General features: G+C 40.5%; 18 protein-coding genes. 3 read left to right on the top strand and 15 right to left on the bottom strand.

Features of this window, described 5'->3' with window-relative positions:
• Positions 1-4 precede the first annotated feature (4 nt).
• From dnaE to L6C30_RS06300, 12 genes are all read right to left on the bottom strand, one after another.
• Positions 5-3,568 carry a DNA polymerase III subunit alpha gene (gene dnaE, locus L6C30_RS06355; RefSeq protein ID WP_236162645.1) on the bottom strand — a complete coding sequence of 1,188 codons (3,564 nt, stop codon included), beginning with the start codon at positions 3,566-3,568 and terminating at the stop codon, positions 5-7.
• 244 nt (positions 3,569-3,812) lie between these two features.
• A complete protein-coding gene (locus L6C30_RS06350) occupies positions 3,813-4,508 on the bottom strand; it encodes a methionine ABC transporter permease (RefSeq protein ID WP_230245096.1) in 696 nt (231 codons plus the stop codon).
• Positions 4,505-5,530, bottom strand: a complete 1,026-nt coding sequence (locus L6C30_RS06345; protein ID WP_230245095.1) for a methionine ABC transporter ATP-binding protein — start codon at positions 5,528-5,530, stop codon at positions 4,505-4,507. The genes L6C30_RS06350 and L6C30_RS06345 overlap by 4 nt, the downstream gene beginning before the upstream one ends.
• A gap of 74 nt (positions 5,531-5,604) precedes the next feature.
• The gene (locus L6C30_RS06340; protein ID WP_230245094.1) at positions 5,605-6,477 is read right to left on the bottom strand and encodes a MetQ/NlpA family ABC transporter substrate-binding protein; all 873 of its coding nucleotides are present in this window, start codon (positions 6,475-6,477) and stop codon (positions 5,605-5,607) included.
• Positions 6,478-6,984: 507 nt separating this feature from the next.
• Positions 6,985-8,268 carry a phosphoribosylamine--glycine ligase gene (purD, locus tag L6C30_RS06335; RefSeq protein ID WP_236162646.1) on the bottom strand — a complete coding sequence of 428 codons (1,284 nt, stop codon included), beginning with the start codon at positions 8,266-8,268 and terminating at the stop codon, positions 6,985-6,987.
• Positions 8,269-8,436: 168 nt separating this feature from the next.
• Positions 8,437-10,011, bottom strand: a complete 1,575-nt coding sequence (purH, locus tag L6C30_RS06330; RefSeq protein WP_019837994.1) for a bifunctional phosphoribosylaminoimidazolecarboxamide formyltransferase/IMP cyclohydrolase — start codon at positions 10,009-10,011, stop codon at positions 8,437-8,439.
• A gap of 92 nt (positions 10,012-10,103) precedes the next feature.
• Positions 10,104-10,373, bottom strand: a complete 270-nt coding sequence (gene fis, locus L6C30_RS06325) for a DNA-binding transcriptional regulator Fis (protein WP_001086304.1) — start codon at positions 10,371-10,373, stop codon at positions 10,104-10,106.
• Between the two features lie 390 nt (positions 10,374-10,763).
• Positions 10,764-11,618: a DUF3426 domain-containing protein gene (locus tag L6C30_RS06320; protein WP_230245092.1), complete on the bottom strand. Its 855-nt coding sequence runs from the start codon at positions 11,616-11,618 to the stop codon at positions 10,764-10,766.
• A gap of 16 nt (positions 11,619-11,634) precedes the next feature.
• Positions 11,635-12,537 (bottom strand): 50S ribosomal protein L11 methyltransferase, encoded by a 903-nt coding sequence (gene prmA / locus L6C30_RS06315; protein ID WP_230245091.1) that lies wholly within the window; start codon positions 12,535-12,537, stop codon positions 11,635-11,637.
• 255 nt (positions 12,538-12,792) lie between these two features.
• Positions 12,793-13,674, bottom strand: a complete 882-nt coding sequence (locus L6C30_RS06310; protein ID WP_230245090.1) for a bile acid:sodium symporter family protein — start codon at positions 13,672-13,674, stop codon at positions 12,793-12,795.
• A gap of 88 nt (positions 13,675-13,762) precedes the next feature.
• The gene (locus L6C30_RS06305) at positions 13,763-14,674 is read right to left on the bottom strand and encodes a bile acid:sodium symporter family protein (protein WP_236162647.1); all 912 of its coding nucleotides are present in this window, start codon (positions 14,672-14,674) and stop codon (positions 13,763-13,765) included.
• A 210-nt stretch (positions 14,675-14,884) separates the two neighbouring features.
• Positions 14,885-15,241, bottom strand: coding sequence for a hypothetical protein (locus tag L6C30_RS06300; protein ID WP_230245088.1), 357 nt, complete (start codon positions 15,239-15,241; stop codon positions 14,885-14,887).
• A gap of 253 nt (positions 15,242-15,494) precedes the next feature.
• Here L6C30_RS06300 and mnmG point away from each other — a divergent pair, with 253 nt between their 5' ends.
• On the top strand, positions 15,495-17,375 hold the full coding sequence (gene mnmG / locus L6C30_RS06295; protein WP_230245087.1) for a tRNA uridine-5-carboxymethylaminomethyl(34) synthesis enzyme MnmG: 1,881 nt from the start codon (positions 15,495-15,497) through the stop codon (positions 17,373-17,375).
• A 345-nt stretch (positions 17,376-17,720) separates the two neighbouring features.
• Here the strand turns inward: mnmG and L6C30_RS06290 are convergent, their stop codons facing one another.
• Positions 17,721-18,719: a YafY family protein gene (locus L6C30_RS06290; RefSeq protein ID WP_236162648.1), complete on the bottom strand. Its 999-nt coding sequence runs from the start codon at positions 18,717-18,719 to the stop codon at positions 17,721-17,723.
• A gap of 385 nt (positions 18,720-19,104) precedes the next feature.
• On the opposite strand from L6C30_RS06290, the gene L6C30_RS06285 reads away from it, so the two are divergent.
• Entirely contained in the window at positions 19,105-19,704 is a 600-nt protein-coding gene (locus L6C30_RS06285; protein ID WP_230245639.1) for a hypothetical protein, read from the top strand.
• A 318-nt stretch (positions 19,705-20,022) separates the two neighbouring features.
• Here the strand turns inward: L6C30_RS06285 and L6C30_RS06280 are convergent, their stop codons facing one another.
• The gene (locus tag L6C30_RS06280; protein WP_230245085.1) at positions 20,023-21,201 is read right to left on the bottom strand and encodes an acetyl-CoA C-acetyltransferase; all 1,179 of its coding nucleotides are present in this window, start codon (positions 21,199-21,201) and stop codon (positions 20,023-20,025) included.
• Positions 21,202-21,680: 479 nt separating this feature from the next.
• On the bottom strand, positions 21,681-22,757 hold the full coding sequence (gene alr / locus L6C30_RS06275; RefSeq protein ID WP_230245084.1) for an alanine racemase: 1,077 nt from the start codon (positions 22,755-22,757) through the stop codon (positions 21,681-21,683).
• 464 nt (positions 22,758-23,221) lie between these two features.
• Between alr and L6C30_RS06270 the strand changes: the two genes are divergently transcribed.
• Positions 23,222-23,788 carry a hypothetical protein gene (locus L6C30_RS06270; RefSeq protein WP_230245638.1) on the top strand — a complete coding sequence of 189 codons (567 nt, stop codon included), beginning with the start codon at positions 23,222-23,224 and terminating at the stop codon, positions 23,786-23,788.
• Positions 23,789-23,794: the final 6 nt, after the last annotated feature.

Here is a 23,794-nt window from a genome sequence, read left to right as displayed (position 1 = left end):
TTAATTAAGAGTATTGATCAACTTCGGTATGGTATAAATCCATGGCATCGTCCATGCTCATATCAGCCGGTGGTTGTGCAATCGTTGCAGGTCTCGCCACATCGATAGCTTTCGCAGCTTTAGATTTTACTTGATATTCAATATGCACGCTTTCTTTACCAAAATAGTCACGCAGTTTGACTAAGGCTTCATCTAAGGGTGCGATTTTCCACTGAATACCCAAATGTAATTCTGCAGTGGCATAAGCATAGTCAAGGTGCAATAACACAGGAATATGCGTGCATAAATCTACATTACAATAAGGTAGCAACATATTTTGTAAGTCTTGACTCAGGGTCTTGCTTAAATGTTCCGCATGCAAGTGAATTTGAATGCTATTGGCACGTTTTTGGCGAATTTCGTTCAGGCTAAATGCTTTTGTTAAGCGTCCCATCGGGCGATCAAAACCTTCGCGTTCGTAAATTTCACCTTCAATCACCACCACTTTTTCAGTTTGTACAATATCTTTAAAGCGTTGGAAGCGTTCATGGTTGGCAGACACTTCAATACGTGCCGTACCATCATCCAAAGTGACTACCATACGATTGGGGAAGTTGGCCACATCCACCACTAAGCCTGCAAAGACGGTGGTCACACCACGACGAGTTGGTGTCAATTCATTAATTTTACTTGGAATAAAGGCTTTTAATTCATTGCGATAAACATCAATCGGGTGACCAGTGAGATAAAGTCCAAGCGTGTCTTTTTCACCTTTGAGTCTGACTTCATCTGACCATGGTTTCACAGGTTTAGCTGGCTTACGCTGTACTTCCTCAACCTCACCAAATAAATCCATGATGCCCGTTTCACGGTTGGAACGTGCTTGTTCCGCCGCTTGTACCGCTTCTGGCAATTGCGCCATTAAGCTGGAGCGTTCGATGCCTAAACAGTCTAATGCACCCGCACGAATTAAAGCTTCAAGGGTTCGTTTGTTGATTTTTTTCAAATCAATACGATGACAGAAGTCAAATAAATCGCGGTATGGGCCTTCTTTTTGGCGTGAATCAATCACCGATTGCATGGCTTGTTCGCCCACGCCTTTAATTGCACCAAGTCCATAAACAATAGTGCGCTCATCGCTGGCGTGGAAATGGTACAAAGACATATTGACCGATGGTGGTAAAACTTCCAGATCATTGTGGCGACAGTCATCAATTAGGAACACCACATTGTCAGTGTTTTGCATTTCCGATGACATGACCGCTGCCAAGAATTCGGCAGGGTAATGTGCTTTCAGCCATGCCGTTTGATAGGCAACGAGGGCATAGGCAGCTGCGTGAGATTTGTTAAAACCGTAGCCTGCGAACTTTTCCATATAGTCAAAAATATGGTTGGCTGTGGCGGCATCAATGTCTTTTTTTGCAGCACCTTCAATAAAGATTTGGCGCTGTTTTACCATTTCTTCAGGTTTTTTCTTACCCATAGCACGACGCAGTAAATCTGCGCCACCAAGGGTATAGCCTGCACAATACTGTGCCGCCTGCATGACCTGTTCCTGATAAACCATAATGCCGTAGGTTGGCTCAAGCACACCTTCTAGCAAAGGATGCAGATACTCAAACTCGCCACCGTGCATACGGTGAATAAAGTCTGGAATTAGATCCATTGGGCCGGGACGATACAACGACACGAAGGCAATAATTTCTTCAAATTTGCTTGGCCGAGCTTCTTTGAGCATCTTTTTCATGCCCACGGATTCAAATTGGAATACCGCTGTGGTGTTTGCATTGGCAAAGACTAAATAGGCGTCTTTATCGTCCAGTGGAATATGGGCAATATCTAGCGGTGTATCTGCTTGGATGCGTTTATTGATATTTTGTACTGCATCCTCAATAACCGTCAGGTTACGTAAACCTAAGAAGTCAAATTTGACCAAACCTGCCGATTCAACATCGTCTTTATCGTATTGTGCAACACGGGCGGTTCCATCGGCATCACACATGACTGCAGAAAAGTCAGTGATTTTGGTTGGTGCAATGACCACACCACCTGCGTGTTTACCTGTGTTTCGGGTAATGCCTTCTAGTTTTAAAGCCATTTCCCAAATTTCTGAAGCATCATCATAGTCAGGGTTAGATGGATTGGTCACCACATCTTTCAGCTGTGGTTCTGCTTCAATCGATTCTTCTAGACTGAGTCCTAAAGGTTTAGTTGGAATCAGTTTAGAAATACGGTCTGCCAAACCATAAGATTTGCCTAAAACTCGCGCGACATCTCGAATTGCACCTTTGGCGGCCATAGTACCGAAAGTGGCAATTTGTGATACTGCGTCACGTCCATAGGTACGTGCCACATAGTCAATCACTTTATCGCGCCCTGCAATACAGAAATCGACGTCAAAGTCGGGCATGGATACACGTTCTGGGTTTAGGAAACGTTCAAAGAGTAGTTCATAACGCAGTGGGTCTAAGTCGGTAATTTTTAAGCTATAAGCGACCAATGAACCTGCACCCGAACCACGACCCGGCCCAACAGGTACGCCATTATTTTTGGACCATTGAATAAAGTCCATGACGATGAGGAAGTAGCCCGGGAAGCCCATCGAGTTAATAATATTAATTTCGTATTCAATTCGCTCATCATAAGGTTTGCGAATTTCAGCCCAGTCTTCATCACGCTGTGCAACAGGATAAAGTACATTTAGACGTTCTTCCAAACCTTGCTTGGACAAGTGTGCAAAGTAGGTATCAATGGTGTGTCCTTCTGGAAATGGATAATCTGGAAGGAAGTATTTACCCAATTGCAGCGTGACATTACAGCGTTTGGCAATGTGATAGCTGTTTTCAATGGCACTTGGAATGTCAGAAAACAGTGCCGTCATTTCTTCGGCGGTTTTAAAATATTGCTCAGGACTGTAAGTTTTTGGACGACGGTTGTCCCCTAAGACATAACCATCGGCGATGCAGACGCGCGCTTCGTGTGCTTCATAATCTTCACGGCGAATAAAATGCACATCGTTATGTGCTACCACGCCAATATTATATTTTTTAGCTAATTTAACTGCTTCAGCAATAAAGGTATCTTCATCAGGGCGATCTGTGCGGGTCAGGGCTAAATAAACCCGATTGCCAAATTTTTCAATCCATTCTTCCAGCAAAGGTTCGGCTTTTTGCGGATTGGAGGTGATCAGCATTTTGCCGACATCACTTTGAATACCGAGTAACAGAATCAGGTCATCGGCTTGTTCTAAAATCCATGCTTTATTGACGCAAGGGATATTGAGTTGCTGACCTTCAATATAGCCACGCGACACCAATTCGGTCAGATTGCGCCAGCCGTGATTGTTCATCGACAATAAAGTCACACGATGATCGGCATCATTTAAACGCAGCACTGAACCTAAAATCGGTTTGATGCCTTGCCCCAAACATTTGCCATAAAACTTTACGGCAGCGTGCAGGTTAGAGAGATCGGTCAATGCCAAAGCAGGCATTTCTTCATTGACTGCAGCTTTAATCAAGTCAGGTACGCGTACAATCGACTCGGTAATCGAAAATTCTGTATGTATACCTAAATGAACAAAGCGCATGAATCAGTCCCTTAAAAAATCACGGGTTAGTTTAGCATGCTCTGCTCAAGACAAAACATGCTGCAAAGTTTTTCCTACGGTTTTCGATGATCTTGACCGTATATCAAAATTTCAGTTTTTTGGATGTTGATATGGCGTGAATCACGTATGCATGGAGAAGGAGTGTGGTTTTAACCCCTTACACACTCATACGAGTAGCAAGGAGTTAAATGGTGAATCTATTTCTGATGTGTAGATGAAAGATTTATCTGAGTTTAGATAACCAATCGCCTAAACTTTGCACCAATTGCACTAAAATTAATAAGACCACCACGGTTAGCATCACGACACTACTATCAAAGCGTTGATAACCATAAGAAATAGCAAGGTCACCAATGCCGCCTGCACCGACTGCGCCTGCCATAGCAGTTGCGCCAATTAAGCTAATGGTGGCTGTGGTTAGGTTCAAAATGAGTGAGCTACGTGCTTCAGGTAAAATAAATTTGAAGATAATCTGTAAGGGTGTAGCACCCATTGCCTGTGCAGATTCGACAATTCCTTCATTGACTTCAAGCAGTGAAGTTTCTACCAAACGACCAATATACGGGCCGACATAAATGGTCAGTGGAACAATGGCTGCCCAAGTTCCGATGGATGTACCCACTAACAATTTAGTCAGCGGAATCACCGCAATCAATAAAATAATAAAGGGTAGGGAGCGTAGTGCGTTTACAATGGGATTGAGGCCATGATAAATCACACGGTTAGGTAAAATTCCTGTTGGACGAGTGACCAAAAGGGTAATGCCCTGAATAAAGCCCCAGATACAACCAAACAACATGGCAAAGAACACCATGTGAAAAGTTTCTTGTAGGGCAGTAACAAACTGGTCAATAGATAAAGAGCTCTTCCAGAAAGACGCGGTTACCGAGGTCAGCCACTGTACAATTAAATCTCTCATGCTTGTACTCCTGACTGTTCAACTTCAACGCCATTGGCTTGCAGAAATTCAAGTGCTTGTTGAATGACGCTTGCATCACCGAGCAATTGTATAAACATTTGCCCAATCACAGCGCCATCAATTTCGGTCATATTGGCAAATAAAATATTCAGGCTGATATCAAACTGTTTAATGACGGCTTGAATTACGGTTTCCTGAGCCGATTTACCTAAAAATTTCAGACAATAAATACTGTGTTGATTCTGATTTTCCAGATTATTTAAAATATTGATAGGTAATTGTTGCTGCAACACAGTTTGAATAAAGCTTTTGGTGGTCGGATGTTGCGGTTGACTAAATATTTCTAGGGTTGAACCTGTTTCAATCACTTTGCCTTGTTCCATCACCGCGACATAATCACAAACCGATTCAATCACATCCATTTCATGTGTGACCATTACAATGGTAATGCCTTGTTCACGGTTAATTTTTTTCAGTAATTCCAGTACAGATTTGGTGGTTTGCGGGTCAAGTGCCGAAGTCGCTTCATCGCAAAGTAAAATTTTAGGATGATTGGCGAGTGCACGCGCAATACCGACACGTTGTTTTTGTCCACCTGAAAGTTCATCAGGGTAAGCGTCTTTTTTATGTTTTAAATCAATAAACTCAAGTAATTCATTTAAACGCTTTTCGCGTTCGGCTTTGCTCCAGCCGAGAAGTTTCATCGGCATTTCAATATTGGCGGCCACAGTTTTAGTCTGCAATAAATTGAAGTGCTGAAAAATCATCCCAATATGGGCACGTTCATGACGCAATTCTCGAGCATTGAGTGCAGTAAAATCTTTTTGATGAATGATGACTTGCCCAGCATTTGGACGCTCCAACAAATTGATCAAGCGGATTAAGGTACTTTTACCTGCACCACTATAGCCAATAATGCCAAAAATACTGCCTGTTGGAATTTGTAGGTTAATTTGATCCAACGCACGCAGTGTTTGACCTTTGAGCTGATAGTGCTTTGAAATGTTTTTAAATTCAATCATATCGTCAAGAAATGTCCATAAATGAAAAAACAGGCAAAGTTCGCTTTGCCTGTTTTGTTTAACGCATTATATTACTATTTTGCTGCTTCAGTGAAATAGCTGACAGGTTTATTTACCGCAACTTTTGTTCCGCCAAAGTGCTGATCAATATATTGCTTCACTGCTTCGGTATGATACAACGCACCTACTTTTTGCAAGATTGGGTCATTTTGACGATCTGCAGCAGTAGCCAGAATGTTGATATTCATTTTTGTGCTTTGGTCAATTGGCTCGTAATAAATTGAATCTTTCAGTACGTTTAAACCACCTTCCATTGCAAGGGTGTTGCCCAAAACAATTGCATCGACTTCATCTTTGACACGTACAGCCGTTGCCATTTGAATCGGTTTGATTTGAATTTGCTTGGCATTTTCTACGATGTCTGCAGGCGTACCTTGAACATTGTCAAAACCATCTTTCAGTTTAACCAAACCAGCCGATTGAAGTAATAACAACGCACGTGATTCATTGGCACCATCATTTGGAATAGCAATCGTTGCGCCCGTTTTGAACTCATCCAACTTTTTCACTTTGCTTGAGTAAATACCCATTGGCTCTAAGTAAGTTGTTGCGACCGGTGCAATTTGATCTTTATTGTTGGCATTAAACGCAACCATATAAGCATAAGATTGGAATGCGTTAAGATCAATTTCTTTATTTGCTACCGCTGTGTTCATTGACACGTAATCGGTGAAGTTTTTCACCTCAAGTTGAATACCTGCTGCTTTGGTTTCAGGTAAGTCGGCAATAAAACGCCAAATATCTGCATCTGAACCAGTTGATGCCATAGTGACAGTGTGTAGAGCAGAAGAATCTTTTTGTGCCGCGTCAGTCGCAGGCGCTTCTTGTTTGCCACAGCCAGCCAAGCCAACTGAAAGACCAAGTACAAGACCAAGGAGCTTTTTCATGAATATATCCCGAGCAAGTTTAAGCCGTGCCTAAAGTTGCCAATGATTGAGAAAGATTAAATCAGCAAGATGGATGGAATCGCATGATGAAGATTTTGCATGTTTCCCAAATACGTTGTAGGTATTGTTTGAGTATTGAAAAAAGTCTGCATGCAGCTCAATCAATAATTTTGAGATGGATGGGCATTTCACTTTTTTCAAAAGATGCACCATCATAACAATAAAAAATAATTCTATATAGTGCTGCGTATGTTATGCATATCACTGTTTTTACAACAGAAAGTGAATAAGTCAAAATAAGTTCTTATAAATAAATATATTCTGTAAATATTATAGATTTGATCAAGTGTTTAAATATTTGAGTGCTTTAGAATTTATTTTGCAATATAAATATGAAAAAATAGCAATCTGGCGTTATCTAGGTTAACTCATTCATTGATGCAATAAAAAAGCTCGTACTGTGACGAGCTTTTTGATGGTCTTAAATTTTTAGACTAAACAAAAAACTTAAGCATTTTCACGCGCAATGGCACGATAGCCAATATCTTTACGATATTGCACACCATCAAAGGTAACTTTTTCACACAGTTCAAGGGCTCTAGCTTGCGCTTCGCCAATAGTATTACCGAGCGCAGTTACACACAGTACACGACCACCATTGGTCACAATCTCACCATCGGCATTGCTTGCTGTACCTGCATGGAATACTTTCGCATCTGCCATTTGTGTCTCTAAACCAGAAATCACATCACCTTTGCCTGAAGTTTCAGGGTAACCCGCAGTCGCTAATACAATCCCGACAGTTTTGCGTTCATCCCAGTCTGCTTCGGCAGGTAAGTTGCCTGCAATACCTGCTTCAACTAAATCTACCAAAGATGACTTTAAGCGCATCATAATTGGCTGCGTTTCAGGGTCACCAAAACGGCAGTTAAACTCGATCACTTTTGGTTGACCTTTGTCGTCAATCATTAAGCCAGCGTATAAGAAACCTGTATAAACATGACCGTCTTTTTTCATACCTTCAACTGTAGGACGCATCACTTCATTCATGGTTTTTTCAAATACGTCTGCAGTCACGACAGGGGCAGGAGAGTATGCACCCATACCGCCAGTGTTTGGACCTTGGTCGCCTTCAAAAATACGCTTGTGGTCTTGTGAAGTTGCCATAGGAAGGATGTTGTCGCCATCAATCATACAAATGAAAGAAGCTTCTTCACCTGCAAGGAATTCTTCAATAACTACACGCGAACCTGCATCACCAAATTTGTTTCCTGCCAACATGTCATCAATGGCATCGAATGCTTCCTGATTTGTCATCGCCACGATCACGCCTTTACCTGCAGCAAGACCGTCCGCCTTGATCACGATTGGCGCGCCATTTTTCTCAACAAATGCTTTTGCAGCATCAACTTCAGTGAATACGTCATAGAATGCAGTAGGAATGTTGTGGCGTTTTAAGAAGTGCTTGGCAAAGGCTTTAGAACCTTCAAGCTGCGCAGCAAACTGGGTTGGGCCCCAAATTTTTAAACCCGCTTCACGGCAGGCATCGACCACACCATTGACCAATGGTGCTTCAGGGCCAACAATGATTAAATCAACAGCATTATTTTTGGCAAAGTCGATAATCGCAGGGTTATTTTGAATATCTAACGCTACGTTCTCGCATTTGTTTTCTGTTGCCGTACCTGCATTGCCGGGTGCAACAAAGACTTTAGCGACTTTGTCATCTTTTGCGATTTTCCATGCCAAAGCATGTTCACGACCGCCACTACCTAAAACTAAAATATTCATCTAAAAATCCCTCAAAGAATAAATCCCCATAGCGAAGCGTTGCTTTTCACACTAGAAAAGAAAGGGGATTGTGCATAAAACACAGTTCCCTTACGTGAAAAGTCCCCCTTTTTATTAAAGGGGGATTTCGGGGGATTATTAAATACGACTTCTAATTAATGAGTTTAATTAGTGACGGAAATGACGCATGCCAGTGAAGACCATTGCAATACCAGCTTCATCGGCTGCAGCAATCGTTTCTTCATCACGCATAGAACCACCCGGTTGAATAATGCATTTAATACCAGCCTTAGCAGCGTTATCAATACCATCACGGAATGGGAAGAACGCGTCAGATGCCATAACTGCACCCTCAACTACCAAACCTGCATGTTCTGCTTTAATAGCAGCAATACGAGCTGAGTTTACACGGCTCATCTGACCTGCGCCAACCCCAATAGTCTGACGGTTTTTTGCATAAACAATTGCGTTCGATTTTACGTATTTCGCAACTTTCCAAGCAAAGATCATATCGTCAATTTCTTGTTCAGTTGGTGCGCGTTTGGTCACAACTTTTAAGTCATCTTTACTGATCATACCCAAGTCTTGGTCTTGAACCAATAAACCGCCATTCACGCGCTTGTAATCCATTTGTGGAGCGCGTGCATCAATCGCAGGAAGCTCACCACATACCAATACACGTACGTTCTTCTTCGCGCCAGTCACTTCAAGCACGCCTTCAGCAATACTTGGTGCAATGATCACTTCAACGAATTGACGATCTACAATTGCTTGTGCAGTTGCAACGTCTAATTCACGGTTAAACGCAATGATGCCACCGAATGCAGATTCAGGGTCAGTTGCATAGGCAAGGTCATAAGCAGCCTGAATACCATCTAAAGATACGGCAACACCACATGGGTTAGCGTGTTTTACGATTACACAAGCAGGTTTTGCAAATGATTTCACACATTCAAGTGCGGCATCGGTATCTGCAATGTTGTTATAAGATAATTCTTTACCTTGAAGCTGCTTCGCAGTAGAAACAGAAGCTTCAGTTGCAGCAGGGTCTACATAGAATGCTGCAGATTGATGCGGGTTTTCGCCGTAACGTAAATCTTGCGCTTTGTTCAATTGAGTATTGAAAGTACGTGCAAACTTGTCAGCAGTACCTTCTTCTTTACCTACACGTGCACCTAAGTAAGAGGCAATCATACCGTCGTATTGTGCAGTGTGTTCAAAAGCTTTCACTGCTAAATCAAAACGAGTTTCGTATGACAATGCACCGCTGTTTTTCATTTCTGCAATAACAGTCGCGTAGTCAGAAGCATTTACTACAATACCAACAGAAGCATGGTTTTTTGCTGCAGCGCGAACCATAGTAGGGCCACCAATGTCGATGTTCTCAATCGCATCTGCAAGTGAACAATTTGGTTTTGCAACAGTCGCAGCAAATGGATAAAGGTTAACTACTACCAAGTCGATGGCATCAATATTGTGTTCTGCCATGACTGCTTCGTCTAGACCACGACGAGCCAAGATACCGCCATGAATTTTAGGGTGTAACGTTTTTACTCGACCATCCATCATTTCAGGGAAACCAGTATGCTCTGATACTTCTACGACAGCAATATTGTTATCTTTAAGCAACTTATAAGTACCACCAGTAGATAAAATTTCTACCCCAAGAGCAGCAAGTTCTTGTGCAAATTCAACAATTCCTGTTTTGTCAGAAACAGAGATTAAAGCGCGTTTAATAGTCATGATCTTCGTCACAGTTTTCAATTACAGAATAAAACAAACTAGCAAAATACAGATAAAAAAAATGCCTGCGGAGGCCGCAAGCATTTTATCACTTATTCACTCATTAAACCGTGAGCTTTTAACTTTTTACGTAAAGTTCCACGGTTTAGTCCAAGAATTTCAGCAGCGCGTGTTTGGTTACCGCGAGTGTATTCCAGAACAACAGATAAAAGAGGTTTCTCCATTTCTGCTAACACCATGTCATACACTTGTGAAGGCTGTTCACCTTGTAGTTGTGCAAAATAATGGCGAACTGCGCGATCTACGTGAATACGTAAAGCAACATCAGATTGTGCAGTAAAAATAGGAGATTTGCTATTCATGCGAATTAATCCGAAAATCAGATATCACTGGGATAAAGTGATATATCAATGTGGTCTATAAAATAAATGAACTCCGTTTTAGATCCTAAAACGGGAAGTTCTAAAACTGGAACATTTAGCTTGCCACAACTCTACACATTGGTCGAAATTTATGCGTAACAATACATTAATAATTGTTACAGACCAAAATCAAAACAAAAAAATCTACTGTGTACGCGATATATAAAAATAAAGCGCATTAGACAGATTAATATGTGTTGTGAATCTTGCGAGGAGTTTGTAGCACAAAGCTTTCGTGGCGCGTATGATACCATTGTATGAGAAAAAGTGAGCAATAAAACTGCAATTTTTTTTATTTTTTTTCGCTATTTTTTCACTTTTTTTGGGCAATTAAGGCTTGATAATTTCTAAAGTATAGTTATCGAAGTCGTTTCGTGACACTGGAACAACAATGTCAAACTTAAATGGTGTGTTTTGAGGAATGCGTTGAATGCGCGAAAGACTTTCGATCAAATACTCCTGTGGGGAATAAACATAAGTAGATAATGTTTGTTGTTTTTCTTTTAAAGTGATTTTGATATTAGGCAAAGCCAAGCTTTTGTCATAGTAATTGATCAGTTCACCCGTAAATTGTGTATTCACACTATCTACACGTTTCACCTTCACGCGATTTGCTGAAACTAGGCTAAAGCGTTCTTCAAAATTATTACAGTTGAAAAATTGACAGACTTGGGTGAACACAGAATTCAGTGCAGGGCTGTTATTTAAAAACTTGGGGTTAAACAACAGAATTTGAAAGATCAACAAACCAATCAATAAAAAATTAATACTTCCCCAAAGTAAGTAGTAACCATTGCCCTGCTTTTTTTCACTTTCAAGATCAGGCGCAGACAAGTTCATTGCAGGAATGTTGCCAATCGGTTCGGTACTAAAATAATTTAGGTTATTCAGATAGGTTTTCAGATCAATATTGGAATGTTCCGCTTTACGCTGAAAAATATCTAAAATATGTTGCGTTTGCGCAAGTTCAGCTGTTGCCTGTACAAAACTGTGGTTTTGAATGTGATTTAACTGTGATGTAACTGAATTTTTATTTTGTGGATAGGAAAATACCAAATGCGAAAGAGCATTAAAGGTATTGTCGCATTTAGGACAACAAACCATCCCTTGCGCAACGGTTAGCTGCGCAACGGTTACTTTATAAACAGACTGGCATTTTGGGCACTTGGTTTGCTTGTCACTCATAACTCAAAAATTACAGTTAGTGGGGATGGCGTTTTCCCGAAATACGACACCAGTTTTCTTCACGTTTTTCGACTTGTACTATATCAAAAAATTCAGAATAAACACTAGAAACTTCAGCAACTTGCTCTTCAATTACACCTGCAAGTGCGAACTCGCCCTCAGATTTAATTAAAGTTGCAAACTCTTGCGCAAGCATCATCAATGGGCTTGCCAAAATATTGGCAACCAAAATGTCTGCTTTTTCATTGCTAATGGTTTCATTGAACTCTTCTGGAAGTGCAACATATAAGTTTTCAAGTACGCCGTTGAGCTCAGCATTTTGTTTGGTCGCTAAAACTGCTTGCGGGTCAATATCAGTCGCATAGACTTTTTTTGCACCGAGCAACAAAGCCGCTACCCCTAAAATGCCTGAACCACAACCGTAGTCGATCACAACTTTATCTTTCACATCAGTTTTACCTAACCATTGTAGGCACAGGAACGTACTGGCATGGTTACCTGTACCAAAAGCCAAACCTGGGTCAAGTTTAATATTGACTGCATCTGCCTCAGGTGGTTCTAACCATTCAGGTACAATCCAGAATTTCTCTGCGATCTGGATTGGCTCGTAGTAATCCATCCATGAGCGTTCCCAAACCTGATCTTCCAAAAATTCACTGCGTAAAGGGGCATCTGGCATTTGCGCACGAATAAAGGTTTCTAAGGCTGCAACATCAATTTCTTCATCTTCGTCTTGTGCATAAATACCTGTCACAATGACTTTGTTCCAGAGTGGTGTTTCACCTGGCAGTGGCTCAAGTAAGTCCTGATTTTCCGCATCATCTAAGGTTACGCTGACTGCACCCAATGAACTGAGCAGGGTTTCAGTAAAATCGACTTGCGCTTGATCAACAGTAATATGTATTTGTAACCACTTCACGGAGATAACCTAAAATTTAATGCGAAAGCGCTATTGTAACTGAACTGGTGCAGACGCTGTTATTTTTTATTCTGATTGCGAAAGGGAAAACTCTATACGATTGGAAGTTTCAAATTCGGTTTATGCTTATAGTCGAATAATGTGACAAAAATATAACTCTAAAAAATATAAGTTAAGAATTTGTTTGAACCATCATCGCTCAATCATCCCCAAAACAGTCAAATTGCTGGATTGGGGATGATTGAGGGACTTGTTTTAGAATGCAGACTGTTCAGAGGCAGATGTCGGCGCAAATTGATTGAGTAAGGTGCCTAAAATTGCCGCAAAGATATACATGAAAATAGAATACACCGCAGCAGGCATGGCAATGGTAGAGCTTGCCATAACAGTTAGGGCAATGGTCATTGCAAGGGTGCTGTTGTGAATGCCAATTTCAAAGGCACAGGCTCGGGCTTGTTGGCTATTCACACCAAAGAAACGCGGGACAAAATAACCAACTAATAAACTGCAGGCACAGAAAAGAGCAGTGGCAAGTCCTACATCTGCCAAATAAAGCATGATGTTATTTCGCTCTTTGACGATTGCGCCAATAATAATCACAATCAGAAAAACCACAGCAAAAATACGTACAGGTTTGTTTAACTGGTCTGCCGTTTGCGGACTAAAATGACGTACCAACATCCCTAAAGTGACAGGGATAATAATAATTAAAAACACCTGCAACACTTTGGTAAACTGTAAGCCGACTTGTTGCCCATCCTGCATAAAATGCTGAATGGCAAAGTTGACAATGAGTGGCAAGGTAAATGCTGCAATCACGGAGTTTACGGCAGTAAGGGTAATGTTTAGGGCAATATCACCTTTATATAAATAGCTAAATAAGTTGGCCGTTGGCCCACCAGGAGATGCTGCCAGTAGCATGAGTCCCACTGCAAGCAGTGGTGGTAAATTCATTAGTTTACAAATGAAGAAAGCAATTGTGGTCAAAACAACTAATTGACAAAATAAAGCAATAAATACTGCTTTTGGGTGTTTGCTCACCCGTTTAAAGTCGTTAGGAGTGAGTTCTAAGCCAAGTCCAGCCATGACCACAGCCAAAGCCAGTGGCAAAAATATTGTGATTAATCCTGAATCCATAAACACTCCTTTGTTTTTATATCTACAATAATTTATTTGATATTTAACTGTTTGTTTAATCTGTGGTTAATTTAATCTTACGCACGTCTTAAATTGTGTTTTTATTGTGGTTGAAACTCTGTTCCTGTTTGTGTCGAAGGGCAAGTTTGGCAGATTGTCTAGCCAACATACTCCCTAAAATAAAGCTGAACATATACATGAAAATGGTGTAAATAGCAGAAGGAATAGCAATTTCAGTGCTTTGCAAAACCGATAGTGCAATGGTTAAAGCAACGGCAGTATTATGAATACCAATTTCAAAACAACAAGAGCGTGCTTGTTGATCAGGCACCCCCGCTAAATACGGTACAAGATAACCAATGAGCAAACTTAAAAAGCAAAATAGAGCTGTTGCGATACCAATAGCGCTGAAATAGTCAAAAACATTGGCGCGTTCGCGGAAAAGTGCATAAAAGAATAAAACGAAAATAAAATAAATGGACATCAAACGCATAGGTTTACCCAATTGTAATGCAATTTGTGGAATCGCATTACGCACCGCCATTCCTACACAAACAGGCACAATAATCAGTAAAAAGACCTGTGCCATTTTTTCAATGGGCATACCAATTTGTTGCTGATCGGTCATAAAATACAGAAAAGACAAATTAACAATAAAAGGCAGGGTAAAGGTTGCCATTACAGAATTCGTTGCGGTTAGAGTAATATTTAGGGCAACGTCACCTTTATAGACATAGCTAAATAAGTTCGAAGTAGGTCCCCCGGGTGAGGCAGCAAGCAGCATTAATCCAATTGACAATAGTGGTGGTAATTCTAAAAACAAACAAATTGAAAATGCTAAAACAGGCAAGATGACCAATTGTGACAAAAGCGTTAAAAAAATGACTTTAGGAAATTGACTAACCCGAATGAAATCCCTTGGCGTGAGTTGTAAGCCTAAGCCCATCATCATCACAGACAAGGTCAATGATAGAAAAAAGGTAAAAAAGCCTGAATCCATAGCACATCCTTTATTCTTTTTTTTGGTTTTAAGTTTTCCTTCTCTTTTGTAGTGTAATTGTTTTTTTTGATTGTGCAATAAACAAAGCAGTCATTTATTTACAATGACTGCTTTGGAGGTTTTATGCTTATATTCAGGTGAGTAGGGTAACCCATCAGTTCGGGAAAAACGATCCCTTCGTGAAGAAATGTGACACCCGACGATGGGGGCTCACATTGCAGCAGGACGTGGTGGCGTAAAGCCTAAAGCACATTTCCCTTTTAACTCCGTACCATTAAATGTAATGACTGTAGTTTGTGCATCTGCCGCACAAGAACGATATAATTCAGGCTCATTGCCTTGTAATTGAATTGCTTTAGATGAACTAAAGAATTGTGGTTCGCAAGTACCATTCCAGATAATTCCGCGATAGGCAAAGCTTACAGGTGCGCCCTGAGTTTTACCTTTACATACTTGCTGGAATTTTTGTGCGTTATAGACGGTTTCGACTTTATCATTTGCCTGCAATGCAAATGGACTGAACAATAAGCCAAAAAACATAGAAGAAAGTAAAATTTTCTTATTCATGATGTTTCCCTTTGTTTCTCATATCTGTGCTATTAGGATAAAAAATAGACAAATTAAAACAATGGTGATCTGGTTAATTTTTAGGTCTAAATGTTTTTATGTACAGTAAAAATGCAAATTTAGATTACAAAATATTAATTATGTAGCAGAATTAGGGGGCAATAAATCTCAATAAATCGACTGAATCTGTCAACTTATGCCACAAGTTTTGCTATAATATTCTGTCTTTATTTTTTATCTCTCCTTGACCATTATGCACTATCCTAAAGTTTACGATGTCATTGTTATTGGTGGCGGTCACGCAGGCACCGAAGCGGCGCTTGCAGCAGCACGTATGGGTCGTCAAACCTTACTCTTAACTCATAACATTGAGACTTTAGGGCAGATGAGCTGTAACCCTGCAATTGGGGGAATTGGGAAGTCGCATTTGGTGCGTGAGGTTGATGCATTAGGCGGTGCAATGGCATTAGCTGCCGATAAAAGCGGGATTCAATTCCGTATTTTAAACTCCCGTAAAGGTGCTGCGGTTCGTGCAACACGTGCGCAGGCAGACCGTGTTCGTTTTAAAGCTGCGATTCGTGCCACTTTAGAAAACCAAGCTAATTTAGATATTTTCCAACAAGCAGCAGATGACCTGATTGTAGAAGGCGATACCGTAAAAGGTGTCGTCACCCAAATGGGAATTCGCTTTGATGCGAAAACCGTGGTATTGACTACAGGTACATTCTTGGGTGGCGTGATTCACATCGGTTTAGAAAAATCCAGCGGTGGTCGTGCGGGAGATCCTCCATCAATTGCTTTGGCGGCGCGTTTACGTGAATTAAATTTACCTGTTGGGCGTTTAAAAACAGGTACGCCACCACGTATTGATGCACGCTCAGTTGACTTTTCTGTCATGATCCCGCAGCCCGGTGATTTCCCATCACCAACTATGTCATTTATGGGTGATGTGTCGATGCACCCTGAACAAGTGAACTGCTATATCACCCATACAAATGAACGCACTCACGAAATCATTCGCGGTGGTTTAGATCGTTCGCCTATGTATACAGGTGTAATTGAAGGTGTTGGTCCACGTTATTGCCCATCGATTGAAGATAAAATTCACCGTTTTTCTGATAAAGACTCGCATCAGGTATTTTTGGAGCCTGAAGGTTTAGATACACATGAATTGTATCCAAATGGGATTTCAACGTCTTTACCGTTTGATGTGCAGTTCGAGTTAGTTCGTTCAATTCGTGGTATGGAAAATGCGCATATTTTGCGTCCAGGTTATGCGATTGAATATGATTACTTTAATCCACAAGCCTTGAAATTTACTTTGGAAACCAAAGCCATTAATAACTTGTATTTTGCAGGTCAAATTAATGGCACGACGGGTTATGAAGAAGCAGGTGCTCAAGGTGTGTTGGCTGGTTTGAATGCGGCACGTCGCGCTTGGGATCAGGAACAATGGACACCAAAACGTGATGAAGCTTATATTGGTGTATTGGTTGATGATTTGATCACACTGGGTACCAAAGAGCCGTACCGCATGTTCACCTCACGTGCGGAATACCGTTTGATGTTGCGTGAAGACAATGCCGATCAGCGTTTGACCCCAATTGGTCGTGAGCTTGGTTTGGTGGATGACACCCGTTGGTCGGCTTACTGTGAAAAAATGGAAGCAGTAGAACGTGAAACAGGGCGTTTACAACATTTGTGGGCTGCACCAAATAACCCAATGGGCAAAAAATTTGTTGAAATGACAGGTGCAGATTTGTCCAAAGAATGTTCTGCAATTGATCTGTTAAAACGTCCAAATATCAGCTTTGCGCAAATTGCTGAATTAACGGGTTCAGATGTTTCTGCACAAGTAGGTGATCAAATTGAAATTGCGGTGAAATATGCAGGTTATATTAACCGTCAGCATGAAGATGTTGCACAATTAAAACGCTTGGAAGATACCAAAATCCCCGCAGATTTTGATTATGATGCAGTTTCAGGTTTATCGCGCGAAATTACCCTAAAGTTAAAGCATGTTTTACCAGAAACTTTGGCACAGGCCAGTCGTATTCCAGGTGTAACTCCAGCCGCTGTTCAATTGGTGATGATCACCATTCGTAAAAATGCACAGTCCCGTAAATCTGCATAAGATTTGATAGTTTGATAAATGCCCGCAATTTAAATATCGCTGGCATTTTTGTGCCACAAAGTAAATCATCTGCTATGTAAAGAAGAAAAGGTGTATAAGAAAAAACTTGATTTCTACTGCGTATCTTATGATTTCACAGCTAAATCAGGAGTAGTTAAATTAACACTTATAGACACACAGAGGAGTAAAAGATGACTTTAAAAATCATTCGTTATAATACAGCTGAACTAGCATGCCCATGTTGTGCAATGCCGAGTCAATTTTAACTTTAACTTCAATCAGTAATCACAATAACTAAGTTTAAAAGAAAACGATAATATTATTGCCCCAATATTTGGGGCTTTTTTAATCCTGATTCTGATGCACCGCATTGTCAACTTCAACAGGCTCAACCTGAATCAGCTTTTTACCAAAACTACGCAACCACCAAACCAATTGTGAGGTAAAAGGAACAGTGGCTGTCACCAACACATCACCATTTTCCAATGTTTCCATGATTTGATCTTTGCTTAATTGGCTTTCATCAAAGTAAATGGCATCAGCTTTTTGCATGGTGAGTTTGAGCTGAATATTTTCAGTGGCTTTGCTGTAATCGACTCTGAAACCTAATTCGCCAGATTCAATATAGGCATCTATGTCAAAATCAACTGGATGCAGGGCGCGTGAATCTAAAACTTTGGCTGCTTTAAAACGATGCAGGGCAAAGGTTTGAATATCAGTTTTGTCAAATCGGGTACAAATTAAGTAAATTACTGCACCTTTTTGCACTAAAGCCAAAGGATTCAGGACATAGGTTTTATCTTCGCCTGAACCGCTACGTGATTGATAAATACATTCCAGTTGTTTGTCTTGCAGTAAACCCTCATAAATTGCCTGCTGTGCATTGCGGTCTACGACGGGCGGAATTAACGGTTGAGTTGCAGGCACAATCCTCACGCGGTTAATCCATTGGCGGACATTGTTTTGAGTCGACAGGCTGCGTCTAGCTAAGTCAAACCATGGGTTCATTTCTTCAATCAAACTTGGTGGTAACAAGTGCTTTAAATGTTCCTCAACCATCATGAAGGTCACCGCTTGAGAGCTGGTCATGTGCGGTAAACTTTGAATCGGCGCATCTGAACGCCAGCGCCAACCTTGTGGTACGGTACCATTACTTTCAATTGGAAAGCGCTGTGAAATTTGATTTAAGTCACGTTGAATCGTACGCAAACTAATATCGATACCTTCACGTTGCAAGACATCGTGTAATTCACGTGTGCCCATCCATTTACCTGTAGAAAGGCGCGATAAAATTTGCCATTGGCGATACAAACTATTCGATGTTTCTTTTTCTTGTATAGACATATTCAATATTTACTAGATCAATGCACACTGAGGAAAACTTGTTCCTCCACACAATAAGAAAACTCGGAATGTTTAGCAAGTTTTTTACTAAAAAAGGGCAGCGTTGCACCGCAGATTTTGCAGTAAATATCACAAAATTGGGATGAGTAAAGTTAATTAAATATTGGAAGTCCAAATCATAAACCACATTTGGATCATTGAGAAAAGCAAGACTGAATAGTTGTGTTTAAGTGAAAACCCGTCAGCATTTTGTATGGTAGATACAGGTTTATGTAAATAAAAGCGGTCTGAGTGGATGAGTGCTGTAGGTTAATTGGGCAAGGCGATTGAGGTGCTTTATCGCGATGAATTATCAACAGACCAGAAGCAGGAGGATGAAACAACCGTGAATTTATCTAGCAGTGATGCGCGAGAAATTTTTTGGTTAGCCCGTTATTTAACCCGTATTCAATATGTATGTCAGCAATTTCCGTTTAAACAAAATGAGGCTGCTTTGACTTATGCACATGCTTTTTGTTTGCCAGCTTTTGATGCTGCTTCTTTAAATGAATTGATTTTAAATGAAGAACAGCCTGCCTCATTTGTGATGCAGCTTGAGCAAACACTGAGAAAAATTAAAAACCTGGCACAGGTTTTCTCTAAATCCACTTATGCTGAATTAAAGCATTGTATTCAAAACGCATGTGATAACGCGAGTTATATTGGCGAAGTGTTACAGGACTGTGAAGCACTATTAGATGCAGAACCACAGCAGATATATTTATTTTTCCAATTGGGGCAGAGAATTGAACAATTAGACCGACAAATTCGGTTAAAGCAATCGACTGAAAAGACTTTGTTGCAATTGGAAATGATTGTGCAATGTCTGAAAGATTTAGGTTGGACATCACTTGTAGATGCATGGGTAGAACTGAAACAGCAACCCGATACCATGCATTTTTATCACTTTAGTGATCATATTCAGCACTTACTTTCGGTGGATTAAGCAGCACCTTGTCATATAAAATTGATCGACAATAAGATCAGAGCTAAATCATATTTCCCTCTTTCCATTACATAATTTACCTCATCTTTTTGGGGAATGTATTCCGCATCATACAGGGCAAATAACTGTCAATATGAGTTTGACTCATCTTTCACGTTCATTGTTTCATTAATGAAAAAAGCAATTATTTATAAATTATGCGTAGTTAGAAAAACATAATGGAAGCCGAAGCTCCCATTAGATCTAAAATTAATTGCTAACTTTAAGTCACTATTATATTTAACAAACTGCACTCTTGCAGCTTTTTGGCGTGATCACTTAGTCGCGTTCAACCGCAAGTGCAACCCCCATACCGCCGCCTATGCAAAGCGTGGCTATGCCTTTTTTCGCATCACGACGTTGCATTTCGTGTACTAATGTCACAAGGATACGACAACCTGACGCACCAATCGGGTGACCGAGGGCAATTGCCCCACCATTCACGTTTACTTTATCTAAGTCTAAGCTTAGTTCTTTGGCAACACCTAAAGCTTGTGCGGCAAAGGCTTCGTTAGCTTCAATCAAATCGACTTGATCTAAGCTCCAACCTGCTTTATTTAAGGTTTTCTTCACAGCTTCAACCGGGCCAAGACCCATAACTTCAGGCTCAATACCCGACATTGCATAGGCTTTAATACGTGCTAAAGGTTGTAGACCTAAGGCTGCAGCTTTGTCTGCGCTCATCATTAACACTGCTGCTGCACCATCGTTGATACCAGAAGCATTACCTGCTGTTACGCTGCCATCTTTTTTGAACGCAGGGCGTAATTTATTCAGGCTTTCAAGCGTAGTATTGGCTTTGATGTATTCATCTTCGGCAAATACAATTGGGTCGCCTTTACGCTGTGGAATGCTTACAGCTGCAATTTCATCTTTAAATTTACCAGCCGCTTGTGCTGCAGCCGCGCGTTGTTGTGAAGTTAGTGCCAATTGGTCTTGTTCTTCGCGGTTTAAACCAAGCTTTTCTACAATATTTTCTGCAGTAATACCCATGTGGTATTGGTTATAAGCATCGGTTAAGCCATCAGCCACCATGCTGTCAATTAACTGAGCATTCCCCATTTTTTGCCCGTTACGTAACTGCATATAGTGTGCGCTCTGTGACATGGATTCTTGACCACCAGCAACTACAATTTCTGCTTCACTGCACTGAATCGCTTGTACAGCCAAATGTACTGCACGTAAACCTGAGCCACATACCACGTTTAGTGTTGTTGCAGGCACTTGCACAGGAATACCCGCAGCAATTGCAGCTTGACGCGCAGGGTTTTGTCCTACACCTGTAGTGAGTACATTGCCCATAATCACCTGATCAACTTGTTCAGGCTGTACTTTGGCACTGTCTAATACCGCACGAATTGCTATTTGCCCCAATTGTGGTGCAGATAAAGAAGCGAGGCTACCCAAAAAACTACCAATTGCAGTACGTTTTGCAGCTACAATGACAACATCGTTCATTTTATATCCTTAAATTTAATGTACATCTTTTTGTATAAGCACAAGGATTTATAACATGTGCTTGGCTGTTGATATATGACTGCTTAAAATAAATTTACCAAAACTGAGCGACTTGGTGCTGCTTCAATCGTAGGTAATGCGCAAAACAGGGTAGGGGCTGGAACTTGTTCGCCCGCATACGGTGTGACACAAGTCTGCCACCAAGACTTAGAATGATACTCTGTACATGCGCGCCATTGTTTGATGACATATCACACGAACAAATAGAGCAGATAGAATTTGCAGTCAACTATCATCCATGAAAAACATGAGGTCGGTATACGCCAACGGAAGTTATGGCTAGATTTTATACTGCTGCGCATGCTTCTTGAATCTACCAAATTAAAAGCGAGAAGAAACTATCGAAGCGAGTAAAGAAAGTCGCTTAGACGATTGCATGCAACAAAACTGCTACATGCAACAGATCCAAAAAAAGAATGCTAAATGCTAGTTGCCTTACGCTGTGGACGAGAACTTAAACGACATAATAACTCATAACCAATCGTGCCATTGGCCGTAGCAACATCATCCACTAATCGGTGTTTGCCCCATAATTCAACTTGTGTGCCTAATTCAACGTCCAAACCTGTGACATCAATGGCAATCATATCCATTGACACACGACCAAGCACGGGCGTTAATTTTAAACCAATCGCAACAAAATTCGGCTGCACAAATGTACGTGGATAGCCATCACCATAGCCAATTGAAACAATAGCGATTCGCATGGCTTGTTCTGCAGTAAAGGTTGAACCGTAGCCAACGTGTTCACCTGCATCAATTTCATTGAGTGCAATGACTTCTGCATTTAAAGTCATCACAGGCTTCAAGTCCAGTGTATGCACATTATGTGCGGCAAAAGGCGTTGCTCCGTAAAGCATAATGCCTGGGCGTACATAATCAAAATGCAATTCGGGATAACGATAGATTGCAGCAGAGTTGCAGCAAGAAGCAAGAATAGGACTGCAATTGTCTTTGACATGCAAAAATTGTGCAATTTGTTGATCGTTTAAAGCATGGTCACCATCAGCATTTGCAAAATGCATGGTTAACACACTGGTAAAACCTTCGGCTTTGAGCATGTGAATCACATCAATAATTTCAGGAATTTTAAAACCTAAACGATTCATGCCGCTGTTGAGTTTGACCCAGACTTTTAAGCCTTGTGCGATGTAATCATCTTTATGTTGCAGTAGCCAATTGAGCTGTGCTTGATGATGCACCACACATTCTAATTTGTGTGCCAACACACTTTGCATTTCTTCAGCAGAAAAGACACCTTCAATCAGGGTGATGGGCTGTGTATATCCCAACTCTCGGATTTCTAAGGCTTCTTCAACGCAAGCGACACCAAAGGCATCGCTATCCTTTAAGGATGCTAAGCAGTCTTTTACACCATGTCCATAAGCATTGGCCTTGACCATACTGACAATTTTCGCTGTTGGGGCAAGTTGTTTAACACGGTTTAAATTATATTGCAGTGCCTGACTGTCAATATAAATTGTTGCTCGGCGCACCCTCGTGACTCCTTGGGAATGACAATTGGTAATTTGTGTTAGATACACTGTGGATTGATAAATAAATACTAAAAATAGTTCTATTTAAAAATATTCACTATTGTAGACTTATCGACCTCAAATAGACATGACCATCTAAGTTTTTGATCATAAATTGTCATAAGATCGAAAAATCTTTTAGGTTATTGATTGCAAGTAATTTGTAAAAGTTTCAGGCTCTATTTTATATAAAATTATACATTCTAAAAGCTATCCTGGCTTTAGATGCTCTCACTCAGGAAAATTCTGAACTGTACGAGTTGGGCAAGAATCAAATGAGTGCGGAGAGTGGGTTCGTAATTTAAATGAACTCAAAGAGAGATTAAACAATGCATTTTAAACTTGGATATGTTGAATAAATGATGAAAATATTTTGTTATCTGGGATGGAGTACTTTATTTTTTTGTCAGTCAGTTATGGCTTGTATGCCACATTCACCCAATGACGTATTTATTGCCCGTTACCAAGATTCACTGGCAGTACAGGAGAGTTCAGACTTCATTTTTGAAATCAGTTCAGGTCAATTTATTTTTCGCTCAATACTAGATGAGGTTAAATATAAAAAGCCTACCCAATGGTACAGTGGATTTTCAGGTAAAAGTACAGCTAAAAACCAATTAATTATTGGTTTAGCTTATGCACCAGATGGTGCTAAACCCCAGCAATATCAAGTAGTTTCATTTGCAACATTAAACTGTAAGAATGACCAGCTTGTTTTATCTAAACCGATTGTCCCATTTTTAGCTTGGAATAAGCAGACCTCAAATTGTTCTACAGTCGATAGAGCAGAGGTTGGGATTTTAGATGGTTTTATACAATATGATCAAGCGCATTACTTAGCAAAACTTCAACAAAAATATCCAACATGTGAACAACTTAATAAAGCATTTCCATCATTTGAAATGGAAGACAATAGTCAAAATTTAAATTTAGTCTCAAGTTGGAAACTATGGTGGGCAAAGTTAATAAGTCAGATTAAATTATGGTTTTAATAAAAA

The sequence above is a fragment of the Acinetobacter sp. KAM396 genome (assembly GCF_021602765.1).
In the GTDB taxonomy this organism is placed as follows: domain Bacteria; phylum Pseudomonadota; class Gammaproteobacteria; order Pseudomonadales; family Moraxellaceae; genus Acinetobacter; species Acinetobacter towneri_A.
This window is presented reverse-complemented; position numbering and strand designations above follow the sequence as displayed.